This is a genomic window from Pelomonas sp. Root1237 (assembly GCF_001425055.1).
Lineage (GTDB): Bacteria > Pseudomonadota > Gammaproteobacteria > Burkholderiales > Burkholderiaceae_C > Pelomonas.
In genome coordinates, this window is sequence record NZ_LMDK01000016.1 from 388514 (window position 1) to 409045 (window position 20532).

The window sequence follows — 20532 nt, forward strand, 5'->3', positions numbered from 1 at the left end:
GCGTGGCTCGGAAGGAATTTGACGTGGTCGCGGCTCAGCACTGCTGCGTCACAGCTTGGCTCAAGCACCACGACACTGGTAAATCGTTGACTTCAAAAGCAAAAATGCCTCAGATCCGTGAAGATCTGAGGCATTTTTAACCTACCGTCGGACTGCCCCCACTGGGTCAGTCTTCATATTTGGTAGGCGCGATTGGATTCGAACCAACGACCCCCACCATGTCAAGGTGGTGCTCTAACCAACTGAGCTACGCGCCTGAAGAGCTGCGCACTATAGCAGGTTTTTCAGGTCCTCGTCCAGGCTCACTTGCGGCGTGCCGAGCGCACACCAGAGATGGCGCAGAGGTCGCGCAGCACCTTGGCCAACCTGGATGCATCAGACAGCTCCAGCGTGAAGCTCATCCAGGCCGTGTCGCCGCCGCCCGCGCGGGGTTTGACGGCGCCGGGCTTCATCGACTGCGTGTTCACCGCGACGACATTCATCTTCTCCTTGGCGAAGATCTCCAGCACGTCGCGCAGCAGGCCCTGGCGGTCACCGGCCTCGACGAGCACGTCCACGGGATAGACGGGCGCACCCTTGCCCACCGTTTCACCACCGCCCCACTCCACCGCGATGACGCGCTCGGGCGAGCGACGCTTCATCTCGGCGAGGTTGCTGCAATCGCTGCGGTGGATGGCCACGCCCTTGCCGCGCGTGACGAAGCCGGAAATGGCGTCGGGCGGCGCGGGCCGGCAGCAGCGCGACAGCGTCGTCAGCAGCGAGTCGATGCCCACCACGAGCACGCCGCCACGGTTGCTGCTGGCGCTGCGCGTGTGCCGCTGCGCGAGCAGTTCGTTCTCATCCACCGCCGGCTCGGGCGGTCGCAGCAGCAGCTCGATGTTGCGCAGCGAGTATTCGTCCTTGCCGACGACCTCGAACAGCGCATCCGCACCCTTGAAGCCCAGGCGCGCAGCCAGCTCGTCGAGCTTGAGCGCCGTCTTGCCTTCGCGCTGCAGCAGCTTCTCGACCAGGTCGCGGCCCTTGGCAATCGTCTGCGCCTGCTGCAGCGCGTTGAACCACGCACGCACCTTGGCGCGCGAGCGTGGGCTCTGCAGATAGCCGAGCTCTGGGTTGAGCCAGTCCAGCGACGGGCCGCCTTCCTTGGTCGCGATGATCTCGACAGTCTGGCCGCTTTGCAGCGGCGTGTTCAACGGCAGCATCTGGCCGTCGATGCGCGCGCCGCGGCAGCGGTGGCCGAGGTCGGTGTGCACCGCATAGGCGAAGTCCACCGGCGTCGCGCCGGCCGCCAGCTCGACGATGGTGGCCTGCGGCGTGAAGACATAGATGCGGTCGTCGAACACCGGGCCGCCCTCGGCGCCCTGCACGGTGTCGCGCTCCCAGGCCAGCAGCTGGTTGAGCACGGCCTTGCGGGCTCGAGCGACCTGCTCCTCGAACTCGCCAGCCGCGCTGACACCGGCATAGCCGCGCGCACCGGCCTCCTTGTAGGCCCAGTGGGCGGCAACGCCGTGTTCGGCGTGCTCATGCATCTCGCGCGTGCGGATCTGCACCTCCATCGCCCGGCCGTCGGGCCCGAGCACGACGGTGTGCAGGGACTGGTAGCCGTTGGGCTTGGGTTTGGCGATGTAGTCATCGAACTCGCCGGGCACCGGCGTATAGACCTCATGCAGCCGGGCCAGCGCGGCATAGCAATCGGCCACGCTGGCGACGACGACGCGCAGCGCACGCAGGTCGAAGACGCGGTCCAGCGACAGGTCCTTGCCCTGCATCTTCTTGTGGATGCTGTAGAGGTGCTTGGGGCGGCCCTGCACCTCGGCGGCAATGCCCTGACCATAGAGGTCGGCCTGCAGAGCCGCGCGCGCGGCCTCAACACGCTGCTCGCGTTCGACGCGGGTCTCATGCAGGGCGCCGGCCAGGGCTTTGTAGGCCTGCGGCTGCAGGAAGCGGAATGCCAGGTCCTCCAGCTCCCACTTGATCTGCCAGATGCCCAGGCGATTGGCCAGCGGCGCGAACACCGCCTGGGACTCGGCCGCCAGGTCCTGCGGGCAAGGCTGCTTGCTGGCGGCGTACCAACGCAGCGTCTGCAGCCGTGAGGCCAGGCGCAACAGCACGACGCGCAGGTCGCGCGAGAAGGCCAGCAGCATCTTGCGCACGCGCTCGGTCTGTTCGGCGCGCAGGTCGTGCTTCCTGTCGGCCGGCAACCTGGCGTCGCGCGTGGTGCGCTGCAGCTGCACGAGGCGGCGCGTGTGCGTGACGAGGCTGGCATAGCTGTCGCCGAAGGCCTTGGCGACGACCTCCTCCGGCTTGCTGAGGAAGTCAGCCGCATAGACCAGATAGGCCGCAGCCTGCAGCTCCTGTGCGCTGCCCACGGCGCGCAGGATGGCCGCCACGCCGTCGGCGTGAGACAGCGCGTTCTCGCCGGTGTCCAGCAACTCGCCGGCCAGCAGCGGCTCGGCAACGGCGCGGGCACGAACGACCTCGGCATTGGAATGTTCGGCGCCTGCGTCCAGCAGCGCGACGATGGGCGCCGTCGCGGCGCCCTCGGGCATCAAGCCGGTCTTCATGAACTGAGGAAATCCCTCACGACGGCAATCTGGTTGGCATGAATCAACGTGGGCGCATGGCCGATGCCGGGCAACTCGACCAGGCGAGCGCTCGGGCCGCGTTGCGTCATGGCGCGCGCCGTCTCGGCACTGAGCAGGTCGGACTCCGCGCCGCGGATCAAGAGCGTCGGGCAGCTCAGCTGGTCATAGGCCGCCCAGAGTGCAGCCTCGCCCGCGGCCACCAGCTCGGGCGTCACGGCCGTGAAGGACAGCGCGATGGCCGGGTCGTAATGCGATTTCCACTCGCCACCCTCCTGGCGGAACAGTGGCTCGGACAGGGCCAGCCATTCCTCGTCGGTGTGCGGGCCGAAGCCCTCGGAGATGCTGCGTAGATAGGCCGCGCCCTCTTCCAGCGATTTGAAACGCATCGCCTTGCCGAGATAGCTGCCGATGCGCTGCAGGGCCTCGATGCGGATGGCCGGGCCGACGTCATTGAGCACCAGGCGGCGGATCGGGCTCGCCAACCCGTCGGGCCGCGGCAGCGAAGCCAGGCCCAGGCCGATCAAGCCACCCATGGAGGTACCGACCCAGTCGACCTGCTCGACATCCAGCCGCGCCAGCAGCGCCACCATGTCGGAAACATAACCCGGAATCTGATAGCCAGCGGGCTGGCGCAACCAGTCGGAGCGGCCGCGGCCGACGACATCGGGGCAGATGACGCGATAGCGGTCGCTCACGGCGCGAGCCAGGGCGTCGAAGTCCCGCCCCTGCCGTGACAGGCCATGCACGCAGACCAGTACCGGTGCGTCGGCGCTCGGGCCGGCCCACTCCCAATAAGCCATCCGGTGCAGGCCGGTGCTGTCCAGGCAATTGACGAAGCGCAGTTGGGGCTGGGTCATGATGCAATCCTTTGAGTCATCCTAGCAACCAAGAAGGACCCTCCATGTTGAAAGGCAAGACCGCCCTCGTCACGGGCTCCACCAGCGGCATCGGCCTGGGCGTGGCCCTCGCGCTCGCGCGCCAGGGCGCCAACCTGATCCTGAACGGCTTCGGCGACGTAGAAGGCCCCAAGGCCGAGGTCGCGGCGCTGGGCGTCAAGGTGGGCTATCACGGCGCCGACATGAGCAAGCCGGCCGACATCGCGGCCATGGTGGCCTATGCCGACGCCGAGTTCGGCGGCATCGACATCCTCGTCAACAACGCCGGCATCCAGCATGTCGCGCCGGTGCAGGACTTCCCCGTAGAGAAGTGGGACGCCATCATCGCGATCAACCTCACCTCCGCCTTCCACACGACGCGCCTGGCGCTGCCCGGCATGCTGAAGAAGAACTGGGGCCGCATCATCAATATGGCCTCGGCCCACGGCCTGGTGGCGTCGGCGCAGAAATCGGCCTATGTGGCCGCCAAGCATGGCCTGGTCGGCTTCACCAAGAGCATCGCGCTGGAGACGGCGACATCGCCGGTGACCGTCAACGCCATCTGCCCCGGCTGGGTGCTGACGCCGCTGGTGCAGAAGCAGGTCGACGCGCTGGCCGCAAAGGACGGCGTGAGCAACGACGAGGCCAAGCGCCGCCTGCTGGCCGAGAAGCAGCCGTCGCTGCAGTTCACGACGCCAGACGAACTCGGCGCCCTGACCGTCTTCCTGTGCTCGGACGCCGCCATCAATGTGCGCGGCCAGGCCTGGGCCATGGACGGCGGCTGGACCGCAGTTTGATCATTTCGTCAGTTGCACTGAACCGCTGACATTCACCGTCACGGTCGCCTTGCCGGCTTCGGTCGGCAGCGCCATGTCGGCGGCTTCGGCCTTCATGCGCATCACGCCCATCATCGGGCGCGGTCCGGCTTCGTCACTGTTGATGCTGACCTCACCGACGACGTAGCTGCCGTAGCCGAACTGCCTGGCGTAGTCCGCCGCCCTGGCCCGGTAGCGCGCAATCGCCTGGGCCGTGATGTCGGCCTCCGCCTTCTCGCGAGCCTCGCGCGACAGGCTGTAGCCGACGCGGGCGATGCTCAGCGTGTTGATGCGCCCCGTCAGCTGAGCGATGGCTGCCGCATCCCGCCCCTCGACCAGCAGCTCGGCGCTGCCCTGCCAGCCGCTGAGCTTGCCGGTCTTGGGGTCGTGGCGCGGATAGAGCGAAAAACTGCCCGTCTGCACATCGACCTGCCCTGGCTTGGCCACCTTGCGCGCTTCGGCCAGGGCGGCGTCCAGGGCCTGCTTCAACGCCGCTTGCACGCCCGCGGCGTCGGCACCTTCGCGCGTCGTCGAGAAGGCAATGCCCAGCACATCACGCGTCACCTCGGCGCTGGCGCTGGCCGACAGGCTCAGCCGCTCGCGCGGCGGCCCTTCCGTGGCTGCATGGGCAGACAGGGTCAATGCAAGGCTTGTGAGGACGAGGACTGCGCGCATGGGGAAATCTCTTTGCAAGGAGGGAAAGCCCAGCTTAGCCGGGGTAGTTGGCAACGAGCTGTAACCTGTGCGTGATGTCCTACAAAGCAGGGTTTCAAAACCTGCTCACAATGCCGCTGTTACAAATTCAGGAAACGCGATGAACAGCAGCGCGACACCCCGTCCCAACCGTATCCTTGTCGTCGATGACGACGCCCGCATCCGCGATCTGCTCCGGCGCTATCTGACACAAGAAGGCTTCGAAGTACTGCTCGCCGAAGACAGCCGGGCGCTGAACAAACAGCTCACCCGCGAGACGGTGGACCTCATCGTGCTGGACCTGATGCTGCCCGGCGAAGACGGCCTGACCATCTGCCGCCGCCTGCGTGCCGCCAACGACCAGACGCCCATCATCATGCTGACGGCCAAGGTCGAGGACGTGGACCGCATCGTCGGCCTGGAAGTGGGCGCCGACGACTACCTGGCCAAGCCCTTCAACCCGCGCGAACTGCTGGCCCGCATCAACGCGGTGCTGCGTCGTCGTCCCCCGCCGGAGGCCCCGGGTGCGCCGAGCAAGGAGCCGATGACGGTGACCTTCGGGCCTTTCGAGTTCGACCTGGCCCTGCGCCGCCTGACCAAGAACGGCGAGCAGCTGCCGCTGACGACCGGCGAGTTCTCCATGCTCAAGACCCTGGTGCGCCACCCGCGCCAGCCGCTGTCGCGCGACAAGCTGGCCCAGCTCGCCCGCGGCCGCGAGTTCGAGCCCTTTGACCGCAGCCTGGATGTGCAGATCTCGCGGCTGCGCAAGATGCTGGAGGCCGACCCGGCCCAGCCGCGCTATATCCAGACCGTCTGGGGCGTGGGCTATGTGTTCGTGCCCGACGAAAACGCGTAGAACGTGAGCCCCTCGCCCATCCTTGACTCGCTGAACGCAGTCAAGCTTGGTCGGTCCCCCGAGGGGACGGCGATGCTTGCGGCATTGAGCCGCTCGCACATCGCCAGACGGGCCGGCTTGGGGCGGCCCGGCGCTCGGCCCAAACACAACTCGACTACGTGATGGCCCGTCCGCATCTCGCACTGAACCTCTTCTGGCGCACCTTCGCCTGGCTGGCCCTGCTGCTGGCCGGCGCCGTGCTGGCATGGCAATACACCTTCAAGCTGCTGGAGGCCCAGCCGCGCGCGCTGGAGTCGGCCGAGCAGTTGGCAGGCCTCGTCAAGCTCAGCCGCATCGCGCTGGAGCACACCGACCCCATCAACCGCGTCGCCGTCATCAGCTCGATGTCGCGCGGGGACACGGTGCAGGTGCGCGTGGCCGAGACCAGCGACCGCTGGTTGCCCTACGACACCAGCCCCTTCGCCAAGCAGCTCGCTTCGGAGCTGCGCAACACGCTCGGGCCCGATACCGTCGTCGCGCGCAACGTCAACGACGTATCGGGCCTGTGGGTGCGCTATGTCGTCGGCGAGGACGCCTTCTGGTTGCGCACCAGCGCAACGCCTCTGTCCATCTCGCTGGCCAGCAACTGGTGGTGGGTGGTCATTGCGCTGCTGGCCACCGTCGTCGGCTCGGCGCTGATCGCCCGCCTCATCAACCAGCCATTGCGCGAGCTGGCGGAAGCCGCCGGCCGCATCCGTGATGGTGAGTACGACTCGCGCCTGGACGAGAACACCATGACCAGCGAGATCCGCGAGGTCAACATGGGCTTCAACCGCATGGCGCGCGAACTGGCCAAGCTGGAGGAAGACCGTGCCGTCATGCTGGCCGGCATCTCGCATGACCTGCGCACGCCACTCGCCCGACTGCGACTCGAAACCGAAATGAGCGTCAGCGACGAACAGGCGCGTCACTTCATGGCCCAGGACATCGACCAGCTCGACGCCATCATCAGCAAGTTCATGGACTATGCGCGGCCCAACGAGACGCAGCTGCGCGAGACGCGGCTGACCGACGTCGTCGAGCGCGAGGTGCAGGGCTTCCGCGACCCCGACCAGATCCGTTTCCGCGTGCAGGTCAGCGAGGCCCTCAAGGTCTTCGTCGACGACACCGAGCTGGGCCGCGTGCTGCTCAACCTGTTCGAGAACGCGCGCCGCTACGGCCATGCGGAAGGCGAGCCGGCGCGCGTGGACGTGAGCGCCACGCGCCAGGGCTCCTGGGTGGAGCTGCGCGTGCGCGACCATGGCCCCGGCGTGCCGCCCGACCGCCTGCAGCGCCTCACCGTGCCCTTCTACCGCGGCGACGCCGCTCGCACCGCCGCCAGCGGTGCCGGTCTCGGTTTGGCCATCGTCGAGAAATCAGTGCAGCGCCTGGGCGGCACGCTGTCCATCAGCAATGCGCAGGGCGGCGGCCTCATCACGGTGCTCAAGCTGCAAGGGGCCTGAGCTGAGCCGCTCAGTGGGCCGAGGCAGCGCTCGCGGCGGGCGCCGGCACTGCCGCCTCGCCGAGCGACTGCGCCAGCTGCTTCTCCAGCCCTTTCTCGACCCCGATGACCACGTTCAGCGTCAGCCGGTAGGCATGCAGCGCCTTGATGAGATCCACCGGGTCGCCGCGGCCGAATTCGGCATCGACCAGCGCATCCGTCAGCCGCGTGAACGAGCCGATCGCGCTGAAGCTGGACTGGATGACCTGCTGCGAATCGCGCTGCGCGGTGTAGGCCTCGGACAAACGCCGCAGGTCGGCGTGCGGCAGGTGCACCAGGGCCTGGTCGGCCAACGCCGTGTCCCAGGCGTCGCGGCGCAGGCCCGGCGTGAACACGCTGATGTGCAGGCGCTCGCTAAGCAGGGTCTTGAGCGTCGCGGGCTTGGCCTGCCCCTGCTCGGCCAGCTTCTTCACCTCGCCGTAGAGGGCGTTCACGCCTTCCATCACGGTGCGGTTCTGCATGATCGTGGAGCGCACCTCGGTCAGATTGGCCTGCAGCTCTGAATCAACCTGTTCGATGGTCTGGCGCGCCAGCTTGCGGTGGTGCAGCGCCTCGAAGCCCGCCTCCAGCCCCAGAGCGGTCAGGATGCCCAGCACGATCATCACGTAGTGGACGCCGAGTTCCTTGAAATTGGTCGGGGCGTGGCCGGGAGGTTCGACGTGCATGTGCGCGGGCTTGGGAAGTTGGGGCGCGATGTTAGCGAACCCCCGAAGCGGCAAGAAGGCAGACCGCCCGCGCCTCGATCGCCCGCCCCTCGCCCACCGGCCCCATCTTCTCAGCCGTCTTGGCCTTCACATTGATCTGGCCGATGTCCACACCCAGCACCTCGGACAGCCGAGCGCGCATGGCCGGGATGTGGGGCGCCATCTTGGGCGCCTGGGCAATGAGGGTCGTGTCCAAATTGACGAGCTGCCAGCCCGCCTCGCGAACACGTCGGTAAGCCTCGGCCAGCAGCACCATCGAGTCGGCGCCCTTGAACTCGACGGCCGTGTCGGGGAAGAGCCCGCCGATGTCTCCCAGCGCCGCGGCGCCGAGCAGCGCATCGGTGACGGCATGCGCCAGCGCGTCGGCATCCGAATGCCCGAGCAGGCCGTGCGTGTGCGGGATGGTGATGCCGCCCAGGATCAGCGGGCGGCCGGTGACGAGCTGGTGCGTGTCCCAGCCTTCGCCAATGCGCAGGGAGCTCAAAGCGTTCGGGATGGTCATGAGGGCATTGTCGGGGAGACAGGGGCGCAGCCACGCGCTACCCTGCGCGCCACTTCAAGGAGGGCAATGAGATTCGGCATGCGGCATCTGCTTGTGTTGCTTGCGCTGCTCTGTGGCACGGCCCAGGCACAGCAGCTCCAGCTGCTGGTCTTTCCCAATCCCGGCCTGTTCGACGTAGCTGCTGACGGCACGGTCAGCGGACCTGGCGCGGAGTTGCTCGCCAAGATAGGCCGGGCCAGCGGCCTGCAGCTGGGCATCCTGGCCATGCCCATCCCGCGCGCACTGGCGACCGCCAGCAGCACGCCCGGCAGTTGCGCGGTGGGCCTGTCCCGCACACCCGAGCGCGAGGCCGCCTTCCATTGGGCCGGCCCCCTGGCCAGCGGTGCGCTGGTCATCTACGCACGCGCCGACGAAGCACCGACGTTGCACGGTCTGCAGGACCTGCGCGGCCACGGCGTTGTTGTGCAGCGCGAGTCTGCGCCCGCCGCATCGCTGCGCGAGCAGGGCATCGCCGCCCAGGAGGCCAACAACTCGGTGTCGGCCTTGCGCATGCTGCAGGCGCGGCGCGTGGACTTCTGGTTCGCCAACGAACTCGCTGCCGAACCCGTGATCCGCGCCGAGGGCGGCGCGCCGGTCAAGAACGTCCTGACGCTGCGCCGCGTGGACGCCTATGTGGCCTGCCACCTTGGCACGCCGCAGGAGCCGGTCGACAAGCTGCACCAGGCCATCCAGAAACTGCGCCGCCAGGGCGAGCTGGCGGAGTTCGGCCTGCGCTGACGCTGCTATGGTGCGGGCCGCCATGAAACGCCTGCTCCTTCTTTGCTGCCTGATCGCCGGTTCCGTACTGGCCGCCGAACCCTCTCCCGCTCAGCGCCCCAGGATCGGCCTCGTGCTGTCCGGCGGCGGCGCCCGCGGCCTGGCCCATATCGGCGTGCTGCGCGTGCTGGAGGAGATGCAGGTGCCGGTAGACCTCATCGTCGGCACCAGCATGGGCGCGGTGGTCGGCGGCGCCTATGCCTCGGGCCGCAGCCTGGATGAGCTCGAGGTCCTGGTGAAGGGCGCGAACTGGAACGCCATCCTGGCCGACCGGCCGGCACGCGAGCGCCTGTCCATCCGCCGCCGCGAGGACGACGAACGTCTGCCCTCGCGCATCGAGTTCGGTTTCACCCCGCAGCGCGGCGCCATGCTGCCCGGCGGTGCCGCCGCCAACGGCCAGTTGGAGGCCACGCTGTCCTCCCTCATCCCCGCTACGCGCGCCGACGACCCGCTGCGCAAGCTGCCCATCCCGTTTCGTGCCGTCGCGACCGACCTGCTCTCCGGCGCCATGCTCGACCAAGCCGACACGCCGCTGTTTGAAGCTCTGCGCGCCTCCATGGCCGTGCCGGGCGTGTTCGCGCCGCTGCGCGTCAACGGCCGCCCCCTGGTGGACGGTGGCCTGGTGCGCAATCTCCCGGTCGACCTGGCCCGCCAGCTTGGCGCCGACATCGTCATCGCCGTCAACGTCGGCACGCCGCTGCTCGAAGACCGCGAGATCAGCAGCGCCGTCATGGTGGCCAACCAGATGCTGCAGATCCTGACCGAGCAGAACGTGCAGCGCTCGCTGCGCGAGCTGAACGCCCGGGACATCGTCATCGACCCCGACCTGCCCGGCATGGGCTTCATGGACTTCTACCGCGCCGACGAGGCCATGGCCACCGGCCGGCGCGCGGCCCTGGCCGCCGGCGAGCGCCTGGCGGAATTGGCCGCGCCTGCTGCCCACGCGGCCCTGCAGGCCCGCCGCCTCGGCCCGCCCGAGTCAGCGTTGAGTGCCCTGCCGCTGGCCGAGCTGAAGATTACCGGCGCTCAGCGGGTCAACGCCGAGGCGCTGCGGGCCGAACTGGCCCTGCAGCCGGGCGACACAGTAGGCCGCGCCGACCTGACCCGGGCCGTCGAGCGGCTGGACGGCACCGGCGATTTCGAGCGCATCGAGACCGAGATCGACGACCGCGACGGACGGCGCAGCGTCGAGTTCAAGCTCACCGAGGCTGACTGGGCCGCCAGCCGTGTGCGCTTCGGCCTGGAGCTGTACAGCAACTTCGCCGATGCCAACAGCTACTCGCTGGTGGCCATGCACGTCGCCAACTGGCTCAACCCCTGGGGCGCGGAGCTGCGCTCGGTCGCCCGCATCGGCTCCTCGCGCGGTCTCAACACCGAGTTCTACCAGCCGCTCGGCCCGGGCTCGCGCTGGTTCGCCAGCGCCAAGCTTGCCTACACGGCCGGCAGCAACGACGTCTTCGACCAGGGCCAGCGCGCGCTGCGCCTGTCCAGCAGCCTGACCAGCGCGCAGCTGGAACTCGGCCACCGCATCGCCGGCCTGGGCGACCTGCGGCTCGGCATCGGCCGCCTGCGTGCCAGCGACGAGGTGGTGCTGCCCGTCGTCCCAGAGGGCAGCCGCCGCTCGCAGAGCTATGGCCAGCAATACCTGGAACTGCACACCGACACGCTGGACTCCCTCGCCTTCCCCAGCCGCGGTCAGTGGACGACGGCGCGCATCGAATGGCTGCATCCGCGGGGCGAGGCCAGCGTCATCAACGCCTCGCTGATCGGCTTGTCGGCCTTGCGGCTGGGCGAGTGGGCCGGCCAGCTCTACGGCGAGTTCGCCCACGCCGAACGCGGGCAGGCGCGCTCTCTCGGGGGCTATCTGCGCCTGTCTGGCACGCCCGATGCGTCGCTGGTGGGTGAAAACATGGCCCTGCTGCGCGTCGTCATGGCGCGGCGCATCGGCGAGATGCCTGTCGGCCTGGGCGGCGCGGTGCGCGTCGGTTTCTCGCTGGAGACGGGTGCCATCGGCGCCGGCGCCGGCCTGAAGCTGTCCAACATCCCCAGCAGCGGCTGGAAGCAGGCCGCCAGCGGCTTTCTCAGCGTGGACACGCGATTCGGGCCGTTCTACCTGGCGCTCGGCACGACGCGCGGCGGCGAGACAGCGGCCTATTTGCTGCTGGGGCCGAGCTGGTAAAGAAATGACCGTCAAGCTCGGCGCTGATCGGCCGATAAGCCTGTTGAGCGGGCCCGCAGCATTCGCGGGCCGGCACATCCAGGAGCCGAGGAGCGCCCCATGAACACATCGTTGAAAAGATCCGTTCGTCCGCAAAGCCTGCTGGCCTTGAGCGCCCTGGTGCTGCTGGGAGCCGCTGGCATGCGCGGCGTACAGGCCGCCGACAACGCGACCGCCAGCGCCACCGCCGTCGTGCTGCAGCCCATCGCGGTGACCAAGTCGGCCGACCTCGTGTTCGGCAATCTGGTCGCCGGCAACGGCGTCGTGACCCTGGCCACCGACGGCACCCGCACCAAGTCCGGCACGGCCGTCCTGCCCACTGGCGTCGCGCCCGTGGCCGCGCGCTTTGACGTGACCGGCGCCGGCACCAACACCTTCTCCATCGACTACACCGGCAGCGACACGGTGCTGACCGACGCGAGCGCGAACACGATGGCCATCGACTGGATCACCGAGGCGGTCGCGACCGCGACGGCGACCGGCAAGACCGACGAAACCACCGACGCCACCACAGGCACGCTGGCTGCCGGCGCCGCCTATATCTTTGTCGGCGGCAAGCTGACGGTTGGCGCCGCCCAGGCCGCGGGTACCTACACGGGCATCGTCAAGGTGACCGTCGCCTACAACTGAGGCCTATCCTCCTTGCGGCCATGACGACCGCCCGCCGTTTTCCCGTTCGCTGCCTTCGCGCCACCAGTGCACTGTTGTGCACGCTGTGCACGCTGTGGCCGCTGCCATCTGCCCTGGCCGCCAGTGCCGCTGCCCAGGCCAGCGCAGCCGTCATCGTGCCCGTCGCAGTCAGGGCCTGGCTGGGCGTGCCCGTGAGCGTGCAGGACCTGCTGCTGGCGCGGGACGCCCCCGCCGGCCCCGCCACGGGTGACCTGGTGACGCGCGTGGCGAGCGCGACCACGCCGGCCATCCTGCGCGCCCTGCCCCTGTGGATCGGCAGCGCGGTGGAGTCCAGGCAGGCCTTTGGCGCTGACATCGTCCCCGCGGCCAGCGCGGCGCTGCTGGCGCGTGGCCCGGCTGCAGCCGTGTCCGTGGCCGCCGCGTTGCCTGCAGGGGAAGGCGGCGATGGCGAGGGCCCTCTCGTCATCACCGTTGCCTTCAACTGAGGCCATGCGCGGGCTGACCCGTCATCGCGCCCTGGCCGCGCTGCTGCTGGTCGCCAGCGCGGCCGCGCCCGGTCAGACCCTGGTCAACAACGGCGCCCTGTCTTTCGGCGCCTTCACGGCCGGCAGCGGCGGCACGGTCAGCGTCAGCCCGGGCGGCGCGCGCCTGAAGACGGGCAGCGTCATCCTCGTCAACCAGGCCGGCACGGCCAGTGCCGCCCAGTTCACGATCACCGGCACGCCGAGCGCGGTGTTCGTCATCACCTTGCCGGCGGACGGCACCGTCTTCCTCACCGATGGCGCCAGCGGCAGCATGGCGCTGAACAGCTTCGTCAGCAGCCCCTCCGGCACAGGCGTGCTGGGCGGCGGTGGCACCCAGCAAATCAACGTCGGCGCCACGCTGACCGTGAGCAACCTGCAGGCCACGGGCAGCTATTCCGGCTCCTTCAACGTCACCGTGAACTACCAGTAAAGACCGGCAACTCCGGTGCTTTTGCGAGCTTTGCACCGCTCAAGTCCTGGCGACGATGCCGGTATGCGTGCAAAGACCAAGTTCATCCGGCTGGCGGCCCTCGGGCTGCTGCTGCTGGCGCGCGCGGCGCAGGCCGACCTGATGCTGTTCCCGACGCGCATCGTCTTCGACAAGCAGCAGCGCGCCGCCCAGGTCGAGCTGATGAACCAGGGCAAGACGCCCGAAACCTATCGCATCAACCTCGTCAACCGCCGCATGGGCCCGAATGGCGAGTTCATCGCCATCGACGCGCCCGGCCCCGGCGAGCAATTCGCCGATGCCATGCTGCGCTACTCGCCACGCCAGGTCACCATCCCGCCCGGCGGCTCGCAGATCGTGCGCATCCTGCTGCGCAAGCCCGATGAGCTGGCCATTGGCGAATACCGCTCGCATCTGCAGTTCGACCGCGTGGCCGAGGCCAGCGGCAACAGCAGCGTCGAGGACGTGGCCAAGCGCGAGGGCAAGGACGTCGGCATCGTCATCCAGGCCCTGGTCGGCGCATCCATCCCCGTGATCGTTCGCCAGGGCGAGACCCACGCCAAGGCCGAGCTGTCAGAGCTGGCCCTGCAGCCGGCCTCGGCAACGAGCCCCGGCACTCTGTCCTTCCAGATCAAGCGCGAAGGCAACCGCTCCCTCTATGGCGACCTGCTCGCCACCTTCACAACCACGGCCGGCGTCACCTTCGAGGTGGCGCGCGCCGGCGGCGTGGCCGTCTACGTGCCCAACGCGGCCCGGCGTGTGCAGTTGCCGCTGCAGCTGCCCTCCGGCAACGCCCTGCCCGCCGGCACGCTGAAGCTCGCCCTGCGCGAGCGGCCCGAGGCTGGCGGCAAGCTGCTGGCCGAGACCAGCCTCGCCCTTCCCTGACGGACCGGCGCCCGCCGCTCGGCGCCATGGCTCCGCTCCGCATCCTCCAGCGCGTCGCCGCCGCAGCCCTGCTGGTTGCGCCGTTGCTGCTGGCCCATGCCGCGCCCGACGACGCGCCGAAGCCGCTGCGCCAGCTCGAGGTGCAGCTCGATGGCCGCACGCTGGCCGAGCCGCTCGACGCCTATCAAACCGACTACCAGGTGCTGCTGCCGCTTGGGGCCGTCTCCAAACTGCTCGGGCTGGACCTGCGCGTGCAGACCGCATCGGGCCGCGCCGCCGGCACACTGCCGGGCTCGGGCGAGCCCTTCTGCCTGGACCTGATCGACTCGACCATTCGCATCGGCGAACGGCGCCAGTCCTTCGAGCCGCGGCTGGCCCAGGCGATCGGTGGCGACATCTATGTGTCGACGCAGCTGCTGGGCCGCTGGCTGGGCCTGGAACTGGCCGTGGACCTGCCGCACTGGCAGCTGCGCCTGCGCGCGCGCGACAGCGTCGCCGCCGTGCCGCCAACGCCACCCTCCCGGCCGTCCCTGCCAACAGGCCCGCGCCGCATCGACGAGACCAACCTGCTGGTGCTGGAGGTGGTGCTGGATGGCCAGGTGGTGTCCGACAGCCTGGCCGCCTACCAGGACGGCACGCAGACCCTGCTGCCGCTGGGTGAGCTGTCGCGCCTGCTGATGCTGGCCGTCCAGGTGAAGCCCGACCGCGGCAGCGCCGACGGCCGGCTGCCCGGCGAGCGCGGCTTTGCGCTGAACCTGGCCGAGTCCCTGGTCAGCCTCGGCGGCCGTGAACAGAACTTCGAGCCCCGCCTGGCCGGCGTCGTCGGCGACGACATCTATGTGTCGCGCCAGTTGCTGACGCGCTGGCTGCCGATGGACCTGCAGGTCGACCTCGCGACCCTCAAGCTCAAGGTCGTCCCGCGCGAGAAGCTGCCGCTGCAGGAAAGGCTGGAGCGCGAGCGCCTGGCCGCGGCCCTGGCTGGCCTGCAACCCGCCGAACGGCCGAACTACCCCTATGCACGCTCCACACCCGGCTTGGTCGACGTGCCCTCCATCGACCAATCCTTCGGCGCCGACGCGCGCCGCGGCAAGAACTCGCGCCAGTACAAGGCGGCCTACACGGCCTACATCACCAGCGACCTGCTCGGCATGGAAGGCTCCGCCTATGTACTCAAGACCCACGACAAGGCCACGCCCGACCTGCGCCTGACGCTGGCCCGCAACGACCCCGATGCCGGCCTGCTCGGGCCGCTGCGGGCGCGCTCCGTCGCCCTGGGCAACCTGGCTTTGCCCAGCGTGCGCAACGTCATGCAGGGCAGCGCCAAGGGCAATGGTGTGTCGGTCAGCAACCGGCCGCTGGACCAGCCCAACAGCTTCGACCGACACAGCCTGCGCGGCGACCTGCCGCCGGGCTGGGACGTGACGCTGTACTACAACGACCAGTTGCTGGGCTATCAGTCCTCGCGTGCCGACGGCCTCTACGCCTTCGATGACCTGCCGCTGTCCTTCGGCGCCAACGAGTTCCGCCTCGTCTTCCACGGTCCGCTGGGGCAGTTGCGCGTGGAGAAGCAGAGCTTCCTGCTCGACCAGGCCAGCGTGAAGCCCGGCGAGGTGTTCTACACGCTGGCCTCGCAGGTCGCCGACGACGGCTCGGTGCGCAGCGTCGCCCAGGCCGACATCGGCATCGGCAAAAAGCTGACCGGCAAGGTCGGCCTGGTGCGCCGCCCGCGCCTGGTGGCCGGCGTCGTCGCCGAGGCGCTGGACTATGGCCAGCTCGGCCTGCTGGCCTATCTCGACTCGATGATCCTCAGCTCGCAGCTCACCGGCATGCGCGGCGGCGGCGCCCTGGGTGAGCTGGGCATGAAGACGCGCCTGGGCGGCTTCGCGCTGGACCTGCTGCACACCCAGCGCCAGGGCGGCTTCATCAACGACCAGTTCGCCGACGTGGCCGGCGGCGTGCGCCAGCGCCAGGAGCTGCGGCTGCAGGGTGGCGTGCGCCTGGGCGGCCTGCCGCGCCTGGTCATCGACTTCAACGCCGTGCGCAATGCGCTGGACCAGGGACCGTCCAATGTCCAGCTCGGCCTGCGCACCTCGCTCATGCTGTGGGGCACGGCCCTGTCCAACAGCCTGCGCTGGCAGCGCAGCGGTGATTTCACGACCACCGACGGCGCGCTGCAGCTGAGCCGACGCGTGGCCGACGTCGGCCTGAACGCCCAGCTCATGTACCGGCTGCAGCCCGGTGCCAGCCTGCAGGCCGTCGCCATCAGCGCCGACCGCAACCTCGCCGACGGCTACCAGATCAACGCCGGCCTGCTGCGCAGCATGGACTCGGGGCTGACGCTGGTGTCGGGCGGCCTGGCCAAGAACCTCGGCAGCTTCGGCTTGGCCGTCAGCGCGAGTTATTCCAGCCAGCATGAACTGGCCATGGGCCTGCAGCTCTTTGTGGCGCTGGACCGCGACCCGCGCAGCGGTCGCTGGCAGCTCGATGGCCAGCCGCTTGCCGGCAGCGGCGCCGTGTCGGCACGCGCTTTTGTCGACCGCAACATGAACGGCATCCGCGACCCCGGCGAGGACTTCGTGGCCAATGCCGGCTTCCTGCTCAACGGCGGCGGCCGCCACCCGCGGCTGACCGATGCCGGTGGCGTCGCGCTGCTGAACCGCCTGGCGCCAGGCCGTTATGCCGACATCGCGCTCGACCCCGCCACGCTCGAGGACCCGCAATGGAAGCCGCTGACGCCCGGCGTGCGCGTGCTGCCGCGGCCTGGCCGCGTCGAGCAGCTGGAGTTCCCGGTCGTGCTGAGCTCCGAGGTCGAAGGCACCATCTATCTGGTCGAGGCCGGCGGCAAGAAACGCGGCATCGGCGACGCCCAGGTGGAACTGGTCAACGGCAAGGACGAGGTCATCGCCACGACCACCAGTTCGGCCGACGGCTACTACCTCTTCCACCAGGTCACGCCCGGCGCACTGCGGCTGCGCATTGCGCCCGAACAGGCGGCCAAGCTCAAGCTCAAGGGCAAGCTGGAACGCGGGCTGGACGTGCCGGCCAATGGGGACTTCCTCAGCGGCGAGGATCTGGAACTCAGACTCTGAGGCAGCGCTCGGCGAACTCGAAGTCCTCGGGCCAGGTCACCTTGAAGTTGGCCATCGACGCGCGCACCAGGCGCGGCGAGAGGCCCAGGGCTTCGACGGCGCTGGCCTCGTCCGTCGCAGCCGCACCGATCGCCGTCAGCGCGCGCTCGACAAGTCCAAGGCGGAACATCTGCGGCGTCTGCGCAGCCCATTTGTCGCGGCGGTCGACGGTGGCCGTGACGCGTCCGTCGGCGTCGCCGGCCTTCAGCGTATCGGCGATGGGCTGGGCGAGCAGGCCGCCGACGGCGTCGTGCTCGCAGGCATCGATCAGCGCATCGACCCAGTCCGGGCGCAGCAGGCAGCGGGCGGCGTCATGCACCAGCACCCAGTCGTTGTCGGTCGCACCACGTCGCCTCAGTTCGGCCAGGCCACCGAGCACGCTCTCGGCGCGGCTTGCGCCACCCACGCGAGCAACCCAGCCAGCGTAGCCAGGTACAGCGGTTTCGAAGCGATCGTCGCCAGGTGACAAGACAACCAGCGTCTGCGCCAGCCGGGGCACGGCCGCGAGCGCAGCCAGCGTGTGCGCCAGCATCGGGCGACCGGCGATGGGCACGTATTGCTTGGGGCCGGCGGCGCCTGAGCGCTCGCCAATACCAGCGGCTGGAACGAGGGCGAACAAGCGGGGATCAGTCATCCCCGCCATTCTCAGCCCGGCTGCGGGACCAAGGCTCAGTCGTCGTGCCCGGGGTTCTGGCGCGCCAGGCGGCGCAGCAGCCCCGGCCAGGCCAGCTCGGCCCCGGAGCCGCGCATGACCTTGTCGCTCTGAGCGCGGATGCCGGCCAGGATCTGCTGCGGGATGCGGATCAGCTCGCCGCCGCCAGCCTGGGCCGCGATCTGGATCTCGCAGGCGCGCTGCAGCATGAACATCTTCAGGAAGGTGTCGGCCGCACTGCGGCCCAGGGTCAGCAGGCCGTGGTTGCGCAGCATCATCAGCGAGGTGTTGCCGAGGTCGGCGACCAGGCGGACCTTCTCGTCGGGGTTCAGCGCCACGCCTTCGTAGCCGTGATAGCTCAAGCTGGCCAGCGGGAACAGGCTGTGCTGCGAGATCGGCAGCAGGCCTTCGCGCTGCGTGCTGACCGCCACGCCGGCCACCGTGTGCAGATGCATGACGAACTTCGCGTCCTCGCGGGCCTCATGCACGGCGCTGTGGATGATGAAGCCGGCCGGGTTGACGTTGTAGTCGCTGGGCGCGACCTTCTCGCCCGCTTGATCGACCTTCACGAGGCTGCTGGCCGTGATCTCCTCGAACATCATCCCGTAGGGGTTGATGAGGAAGTGATGCTCGGGGCCGGGCACGCGGGCCGAGATGTGGGTGAAGATCAGGTCGTCCCAACCGTGCAGGGCCGCCAGCCGGTAGAGGGCGGCGAGGTCGCAGCGGACGGCCCATTCTTCGGGGGCGCAGTTGTCGGGCTTGGCCATGGTGTCTCCTCGTGAAAAGGGTCGATCCAGCATAGCGCCGACAATCGCGGGCTGTTGTCACCTCCGTTCCCATGCTGATTGCCGACCTCCGCCAGCGCCTGCGCGCGCTCGGCGCCAATCCCGACCACGAAAGCCGCGTGCTGCGCCACTGGGTGCGCCTGCTGCCGCTGGAAGGGGGCAAACGGCCGTTGCAGGGCTTCCTGCCCAAGGCGGTCATGGCGGCTCTGCCGGGACTGATGGCGGAGCTGGACAGCCTCGTCACGCTGCGCAGCGAGCACGCCGGCGGCGATGGCGAGTCGGCTCGGCTGTTGTTGGGCCTCAACGATGGCCAGACCGTGGAGACCGTGCTGCTGCCACGCGACGGCGTCTGCGTGTCCAGCCAGGTGGGCTGCGCGGTGGGCTGCCGCTTCTGCATGACGGGCGTGGACGGGCTGATCCGCCAGGTCGGCAGTGCCGAGATCGTGGCCCAGGTGGTGCTGGCCCGGCGCAAGAACCTCAAGCTGCGCAAGGTCGTCTTCATGGGCATGGGCGAACCCTCGCACAACCTGGCCAACGTGTTGGATGCGATCGCGCTGCTGGGCCGCGAGGGTGGCTTCGCGCACAAGCAGCTGGTGTTCTCGACGGTGGGCGATGAGCGCGCCTTCGCCGCGCTGAACGAGGCCGAGGTGAAGCCGGCCCTGGCGCTATCCCTGCACACGACCGACCCCGCCAAGCGCGCCGAGCTGCTGCCTCGCGCGCCTCGGCTGACGCCCGAGGAACTCGTCGAGGCGGCCGACGCCTATGCGCGATCCAGCGGTTATCCCATCCAGTACCAGTGGACGCTGCTGGACGGCGTCAACGACGGGCCCGAAGAGCTGGACGGCATCGTGCGCCTGCTCAAGGGCCGCTATGGCCTGTTGAACATGATCCCCTTCAACAGCGCCGAAGGCCTGCCCTTCACGCGGCCGAGTTGGGAACGCGCCCGGGCCATCGCCGCTGAATTGAGCGCACGCGGCGTGCTGACCAAGCTGCGCGACTCTGCCGGCCAGGACGTGGAAGGTGGCTGCGGCCAGTTGCGCGCCCGCGAGGCGGTGGGCCGGCCCGCGCGGGTGGTGAGGATTCACGCTTGAAATCCGAAGGCTGAGGCCTCCAGCGGTGACAACGGTGTCACCTCCTGCCCGCAGAATGCCGACGCCACACCGGACAGCCCGGTGCGAGAAGACATTCCACTTGGAGGAGAGACATGACTCAGCTTCAGATGCTGGTGGCGCGCGCCCGCGGCGCCGCTTTGATCGCCGGCACGGCCCTGTGCCTGCAAGCCACGGCCGCGCCCACGGTCAGCAAGTTCGCGCCCACGGCTCAGTTGGGCGGCAGCACGCTGCAGCTCAATGGCAAGGGCACGCGCGTGCGCCTCGTGTTCAAGGCCTACGACATGGGCCTGTACACGAGCAAGCATGTCAGCACGGCGGCAGAGCTGTTTGCGCTGCCGGGCGCCAAGCGGCTGCAGTTCACTGCACTGCGTGAACTGCCCGGCACCGACCTGGGCCGGCTCTTCCTGCGTGGCATCAGCGACAACACGCCCAGCCAGCAGTTGACGCGGCACACCCTGGCCACGAACCGGCTCATCGAGATCTTCTCGGGCAAGCCCAAGCTGTTGCCCGGCGACACCTTCGCGATGGACTTCGTGCCGGGCAAGGGGACGCAGTTCTACATCTCCGGCCAGGCCCAGGGCGAGCCGGTCGGCGACGACGAGTTCTTCACGCTGGTGCTGCGCATCTGGTTCGGCGATTCGCCGGCCGACACGCAGCTGCGCGATGCCCTGCTGGATGGCGGCAAGGACTGACCAGGGCCAGCCGCTTCTAGTTGCCCAAAGCGATGCGCGCCATCTCGAAGCGGGCACCGCCATCGCCATGCGGGCTGATGTGCACGACGCGGAACT

The 20532-nt window shown here is 69.0% G+C and carries 19 protein-coding genes and 1 tRNA gene; 12 read left to right on the forward strand and 8 right to left on the reverse strand.

The genetic code is table 11. The annotated features are described in order from the left end of the window. Window positions 1-180 precede the first annotated feature (180 nt). The 3 genes from ASC91_RS14630 to ASC91_RS14640 all read right to left on the reverse strand — a co-directional run bounded on the left by ASC91_RS14630 (window position 181) and on the right by ASC91_RS14640 (window position 3439). Window positions 181-257, reverse strand: a tRNA-Val gene (locus ASC91_RS14630). A gap of 45 nt (window positions 258-302) precedes the next feature. Next, complete coding sequence (locus ASC91_RS14635; RefSeq protein WP_056197927.1) at window positions 303-2561, reverse strand: bifunctional (p)ppGpp synthetase/guanosine-3',5'-bis(diphosphate) 3'-pyrophosphohydrolase; 2259 nt, start codon at window positions 2559-2561, stop codon at window positions 303-305. Continuing rightward, window positions 2558-3439: an alpha/beta fold hydrolase gene (locus ASC91_RS14640; protein WP_056197928.1), complete on the reverse strand. Its 882-nt coding sequence runs from the start codon at window positions 3437-3439 to the stop codon at window positions 2558-2560. Before ASC91_RS14640 ends, ASC91_RS14635 begins: the two co-directional genes overlap by 4 nt. Before the next feature lie 44 nt (window positions 3440-3483). Here ASC91_RS14640 and ASC91_RS14645 point away from each other — a divergent pair, with 44 nt between their 5' ends. Further along, window positions 3484-4254, forward strand: coding sequence for a 3-hydroxybutyrate dehydrogenase (locus tag ASC91_RS14645; RefSeq protein WP_056197930.1), 771 nt, complete (start codon window positions 3484-3486; stop codon window positions 4252-4254). On the opposite strand, the gene ASC91_RS14650 is transcribed toward ASC91_RS14645, so the two are convergent. Then, window positions 4255-4947: an SIMPL domain-containing protein gene (locus ASC91_RS14650; RefSeq protein WP_056197932.1), complete on the reverse strand. Its 693-nt coding sequence runs from the start codon at window positions 4945-4947 to the stop codon at window positions 4255-4257. It lies immediately after the preceding gene. Between the two features lie 139 nt (window positions 4948-5086). On the opposite strand from ASC91_RS14650, the gene ompR reads away from it, so the two are divergent. Then, on the forward strand, window positions 5087-5821 hold the full coding sequence (ompR, locus tag ASC91_RS14655; RefSeq protein ID WP_056197934.1) for a two-component system response regulator OmpR: 735 nt from the start codon (window positions 5087-5089) through the stop codon (window positions 5819-5821). A gap of 161 nt (window positions 5822-5982) precedes the next feature. Further along, window positions 5983-7302: an ATP-binding protein gene (locus ASC91_RS14660; protein ID WP_056197936.1), complete on the forward strand. Its 1320-nt coding sequence runs from the start codon at window positions 5983-5985 to the stop codon at window positions 7300-7302. A gap of 10 nt (window positions 7303-7312) precedes the next feature. On the opposite strand, the gene ASC91_RS14665 is transcribed toward ASC91_RS14660, so the two are convergent. Both ASC91_RS14665 and ispF read right to left on the reverse strand, forming a co-directional pair. Continuing rightward, window positions 7313-8005 carry a hypothetical protein gene (locus tag ASC91_RS14665; RefSeq protein ID WP_056197939.1) on the reverse strand — a complete coding sequence of 231 codons (693 nt, stop codon included), beginning with the start codon at window positions 8003-8005 and terminating at the stop codon, window positions 7313-7315. Between the two features lie 31 nt (window positions 8006-8036). Further along, entirely contained in the window at window positions 8037-8546 is a 510-nt protein-coding gene (gene ispF / locus ASC91_RS14670; protein WP_056197941.1) for a 2-C-methyl-D-erythritol 2,4-cyclodiphosphate synthase, read from the reverse strand. 78 nt (window positions 8547-8624) lie between these two features. Here ispF and ASC91_RS14675 point away from each other — a divergent pair, with 78 nt between their 5' ends. The 7 genes from ASC91_RS14675 to ASC91_RS14705 all read left to right on the forward strand — a co-directional run bounded on the left by ASC91_RS14675 (window position 8625) and on the right by ASC91_RS14705 (window position 17156). Further along, the gene (locus ASC91_RS14675; RefSeq protein ID WP_162247796.1) at window positions 8625-9323 is read left to right on the forward strand and encodes an ABC transporter substrate-binding protein; all 699 of its coding nucleotides are present in this window, start codon (window positions 8625-8627) and stop codon (window positions 9321-9323) included. 22 nt (window positions 9324-9345) lie between these two features. After that, window positions 9346-11541, forward strand: a complete 2196-nt coding sequence (locus ASC91_RS14680) for a patatin-like phospholipase family protein (RefSeq protein ID WP_082532769.1) — start codon at window positions 9346-9348, stop codon at window positions 11539-11541. A 99-nt stretch (window positions 11542-11640) separates the two neighbouring features. Next, complete coding sequence (locus tag ASC91_RS14685) at window positions 11641-12210, forward strand: DUF4402 domain-containing protein (protein WP_082532691.1); 570 nt, start codon at window positions 11641-11643, stop codon at window positions 12208-12210. A 20-nt stretch (window positions 12211-12230) separates the two neighbouring features. Beyond that, window positions 12231-12695, forward strand: a complete 465-nt coding sequence (locus ASC91_RS14690) for a hypothetical protein (RefSeq protein ID WP_157281636.1) — start codon at window positions 12231-12233, stop codon at window positions 12693-12695. Between the two features lie 4 nt (window positions 12696-12699). Next, window positions 12700-13164, forward strand: a complete 465-nt coding sequence (locus ASC91_RS14695; RefSeq protein WP_056197950.1) for a DUF4402 domain-containing protein — start codon at window positions 12700-12702, stop codon at window positions 13162-13164. A gap of 63 nt (window positions 13165-13227) precedes the next feature. Further along, window positions 13228-14067, forward strand: a complete 840-nt coding sequence (locus tag ASC91_RS14700; RefSeq protein WP_056197951.1) for a hypothetical protein — start codon at window positions 13228-13230, stop codon at window positions 14065-14067. A gap of 26 nt (window positions 14068-14093) precedes the next feature. Continuing rightward, window positions 14094-17156 carry a hypothetical protein gene (locus ASC91_RS14705; protein WP_056197953.1) on the forward strand — a complete coding sequence of 1021 codons (3063 nt, stop codon included), beginning with the start codon at window positions 14094-14096 and terminating at the stop codon, window positions 17154-17156. Here ASC91_RS14705 and ispD read toward each other — a convergent pair. Both ispD and ASC91_RS14715 read right to left on the reverse strand, forming a co-directional pair. Beyond that, window positions 17146-17829 carry a 2-C-methyl-D-erythritol 4-phosphate cytidylyltransferase gene (gene ispD, locus ASC91_RS14710; protein WP_056197954.1) on the reverse strand — a complete coding sequence of 228 codons (684 nt, stop codon included), beginning with the start codon at window positions 17827-17829 and terminating at the stop codon, window positions 17146-17148. The two genes, ASC91_RS14705 and ispD, sit on opposite strands and share 11 nt — an antisense overlap. A gap of 35 nt (window positions 17830-17864) precedes the next feature. Next, window positions 17865-18614, reverse strand: coding sequence for a class II aldolase/adducin family protein (locus ASC91_RS14715; RefSeq protein WP_056197956.1), 750 nt, complete (start codon window positions 18612-18614; stop codon window positions 17865-17867). Between the two features lie 71 nt (window positions 18615-18685). On the opposite strand from ASC91_RS14715, the gene ASC91_RS14720 reads away from it, so the two are divergent. Together ASC91_RS14720 and ASC91_RS14725 are read left to right on the forward strand one after the other, a co-directional pair. Then, the gene (locus ASC91_RS14720) at window positions 18686-19723 is read left to right on the forward strand and encodes an RNA methyltransferase (protein WP_056197958.1); all 1038 of its coding nucleotides are present in this window, start codon (window positions 18686-18688) and stop codon (window positions 19721-19723) included. A gap of 113 nt (window positions 19724-19836) precedes the next feature. After that, window positions 19837-20436 (forward strand): chalcone isomerase family protein, encoded by a 600-nt coding sequence (locus tag ASC91_RS14725; RefSeq protein ID WP_056197960.1) that lies wholly within the window; start codon window positions 19837-19839, stop codon window positions 20434-20436. Window positions 20437-20532 lie beyond the last annotated feature (96 nt).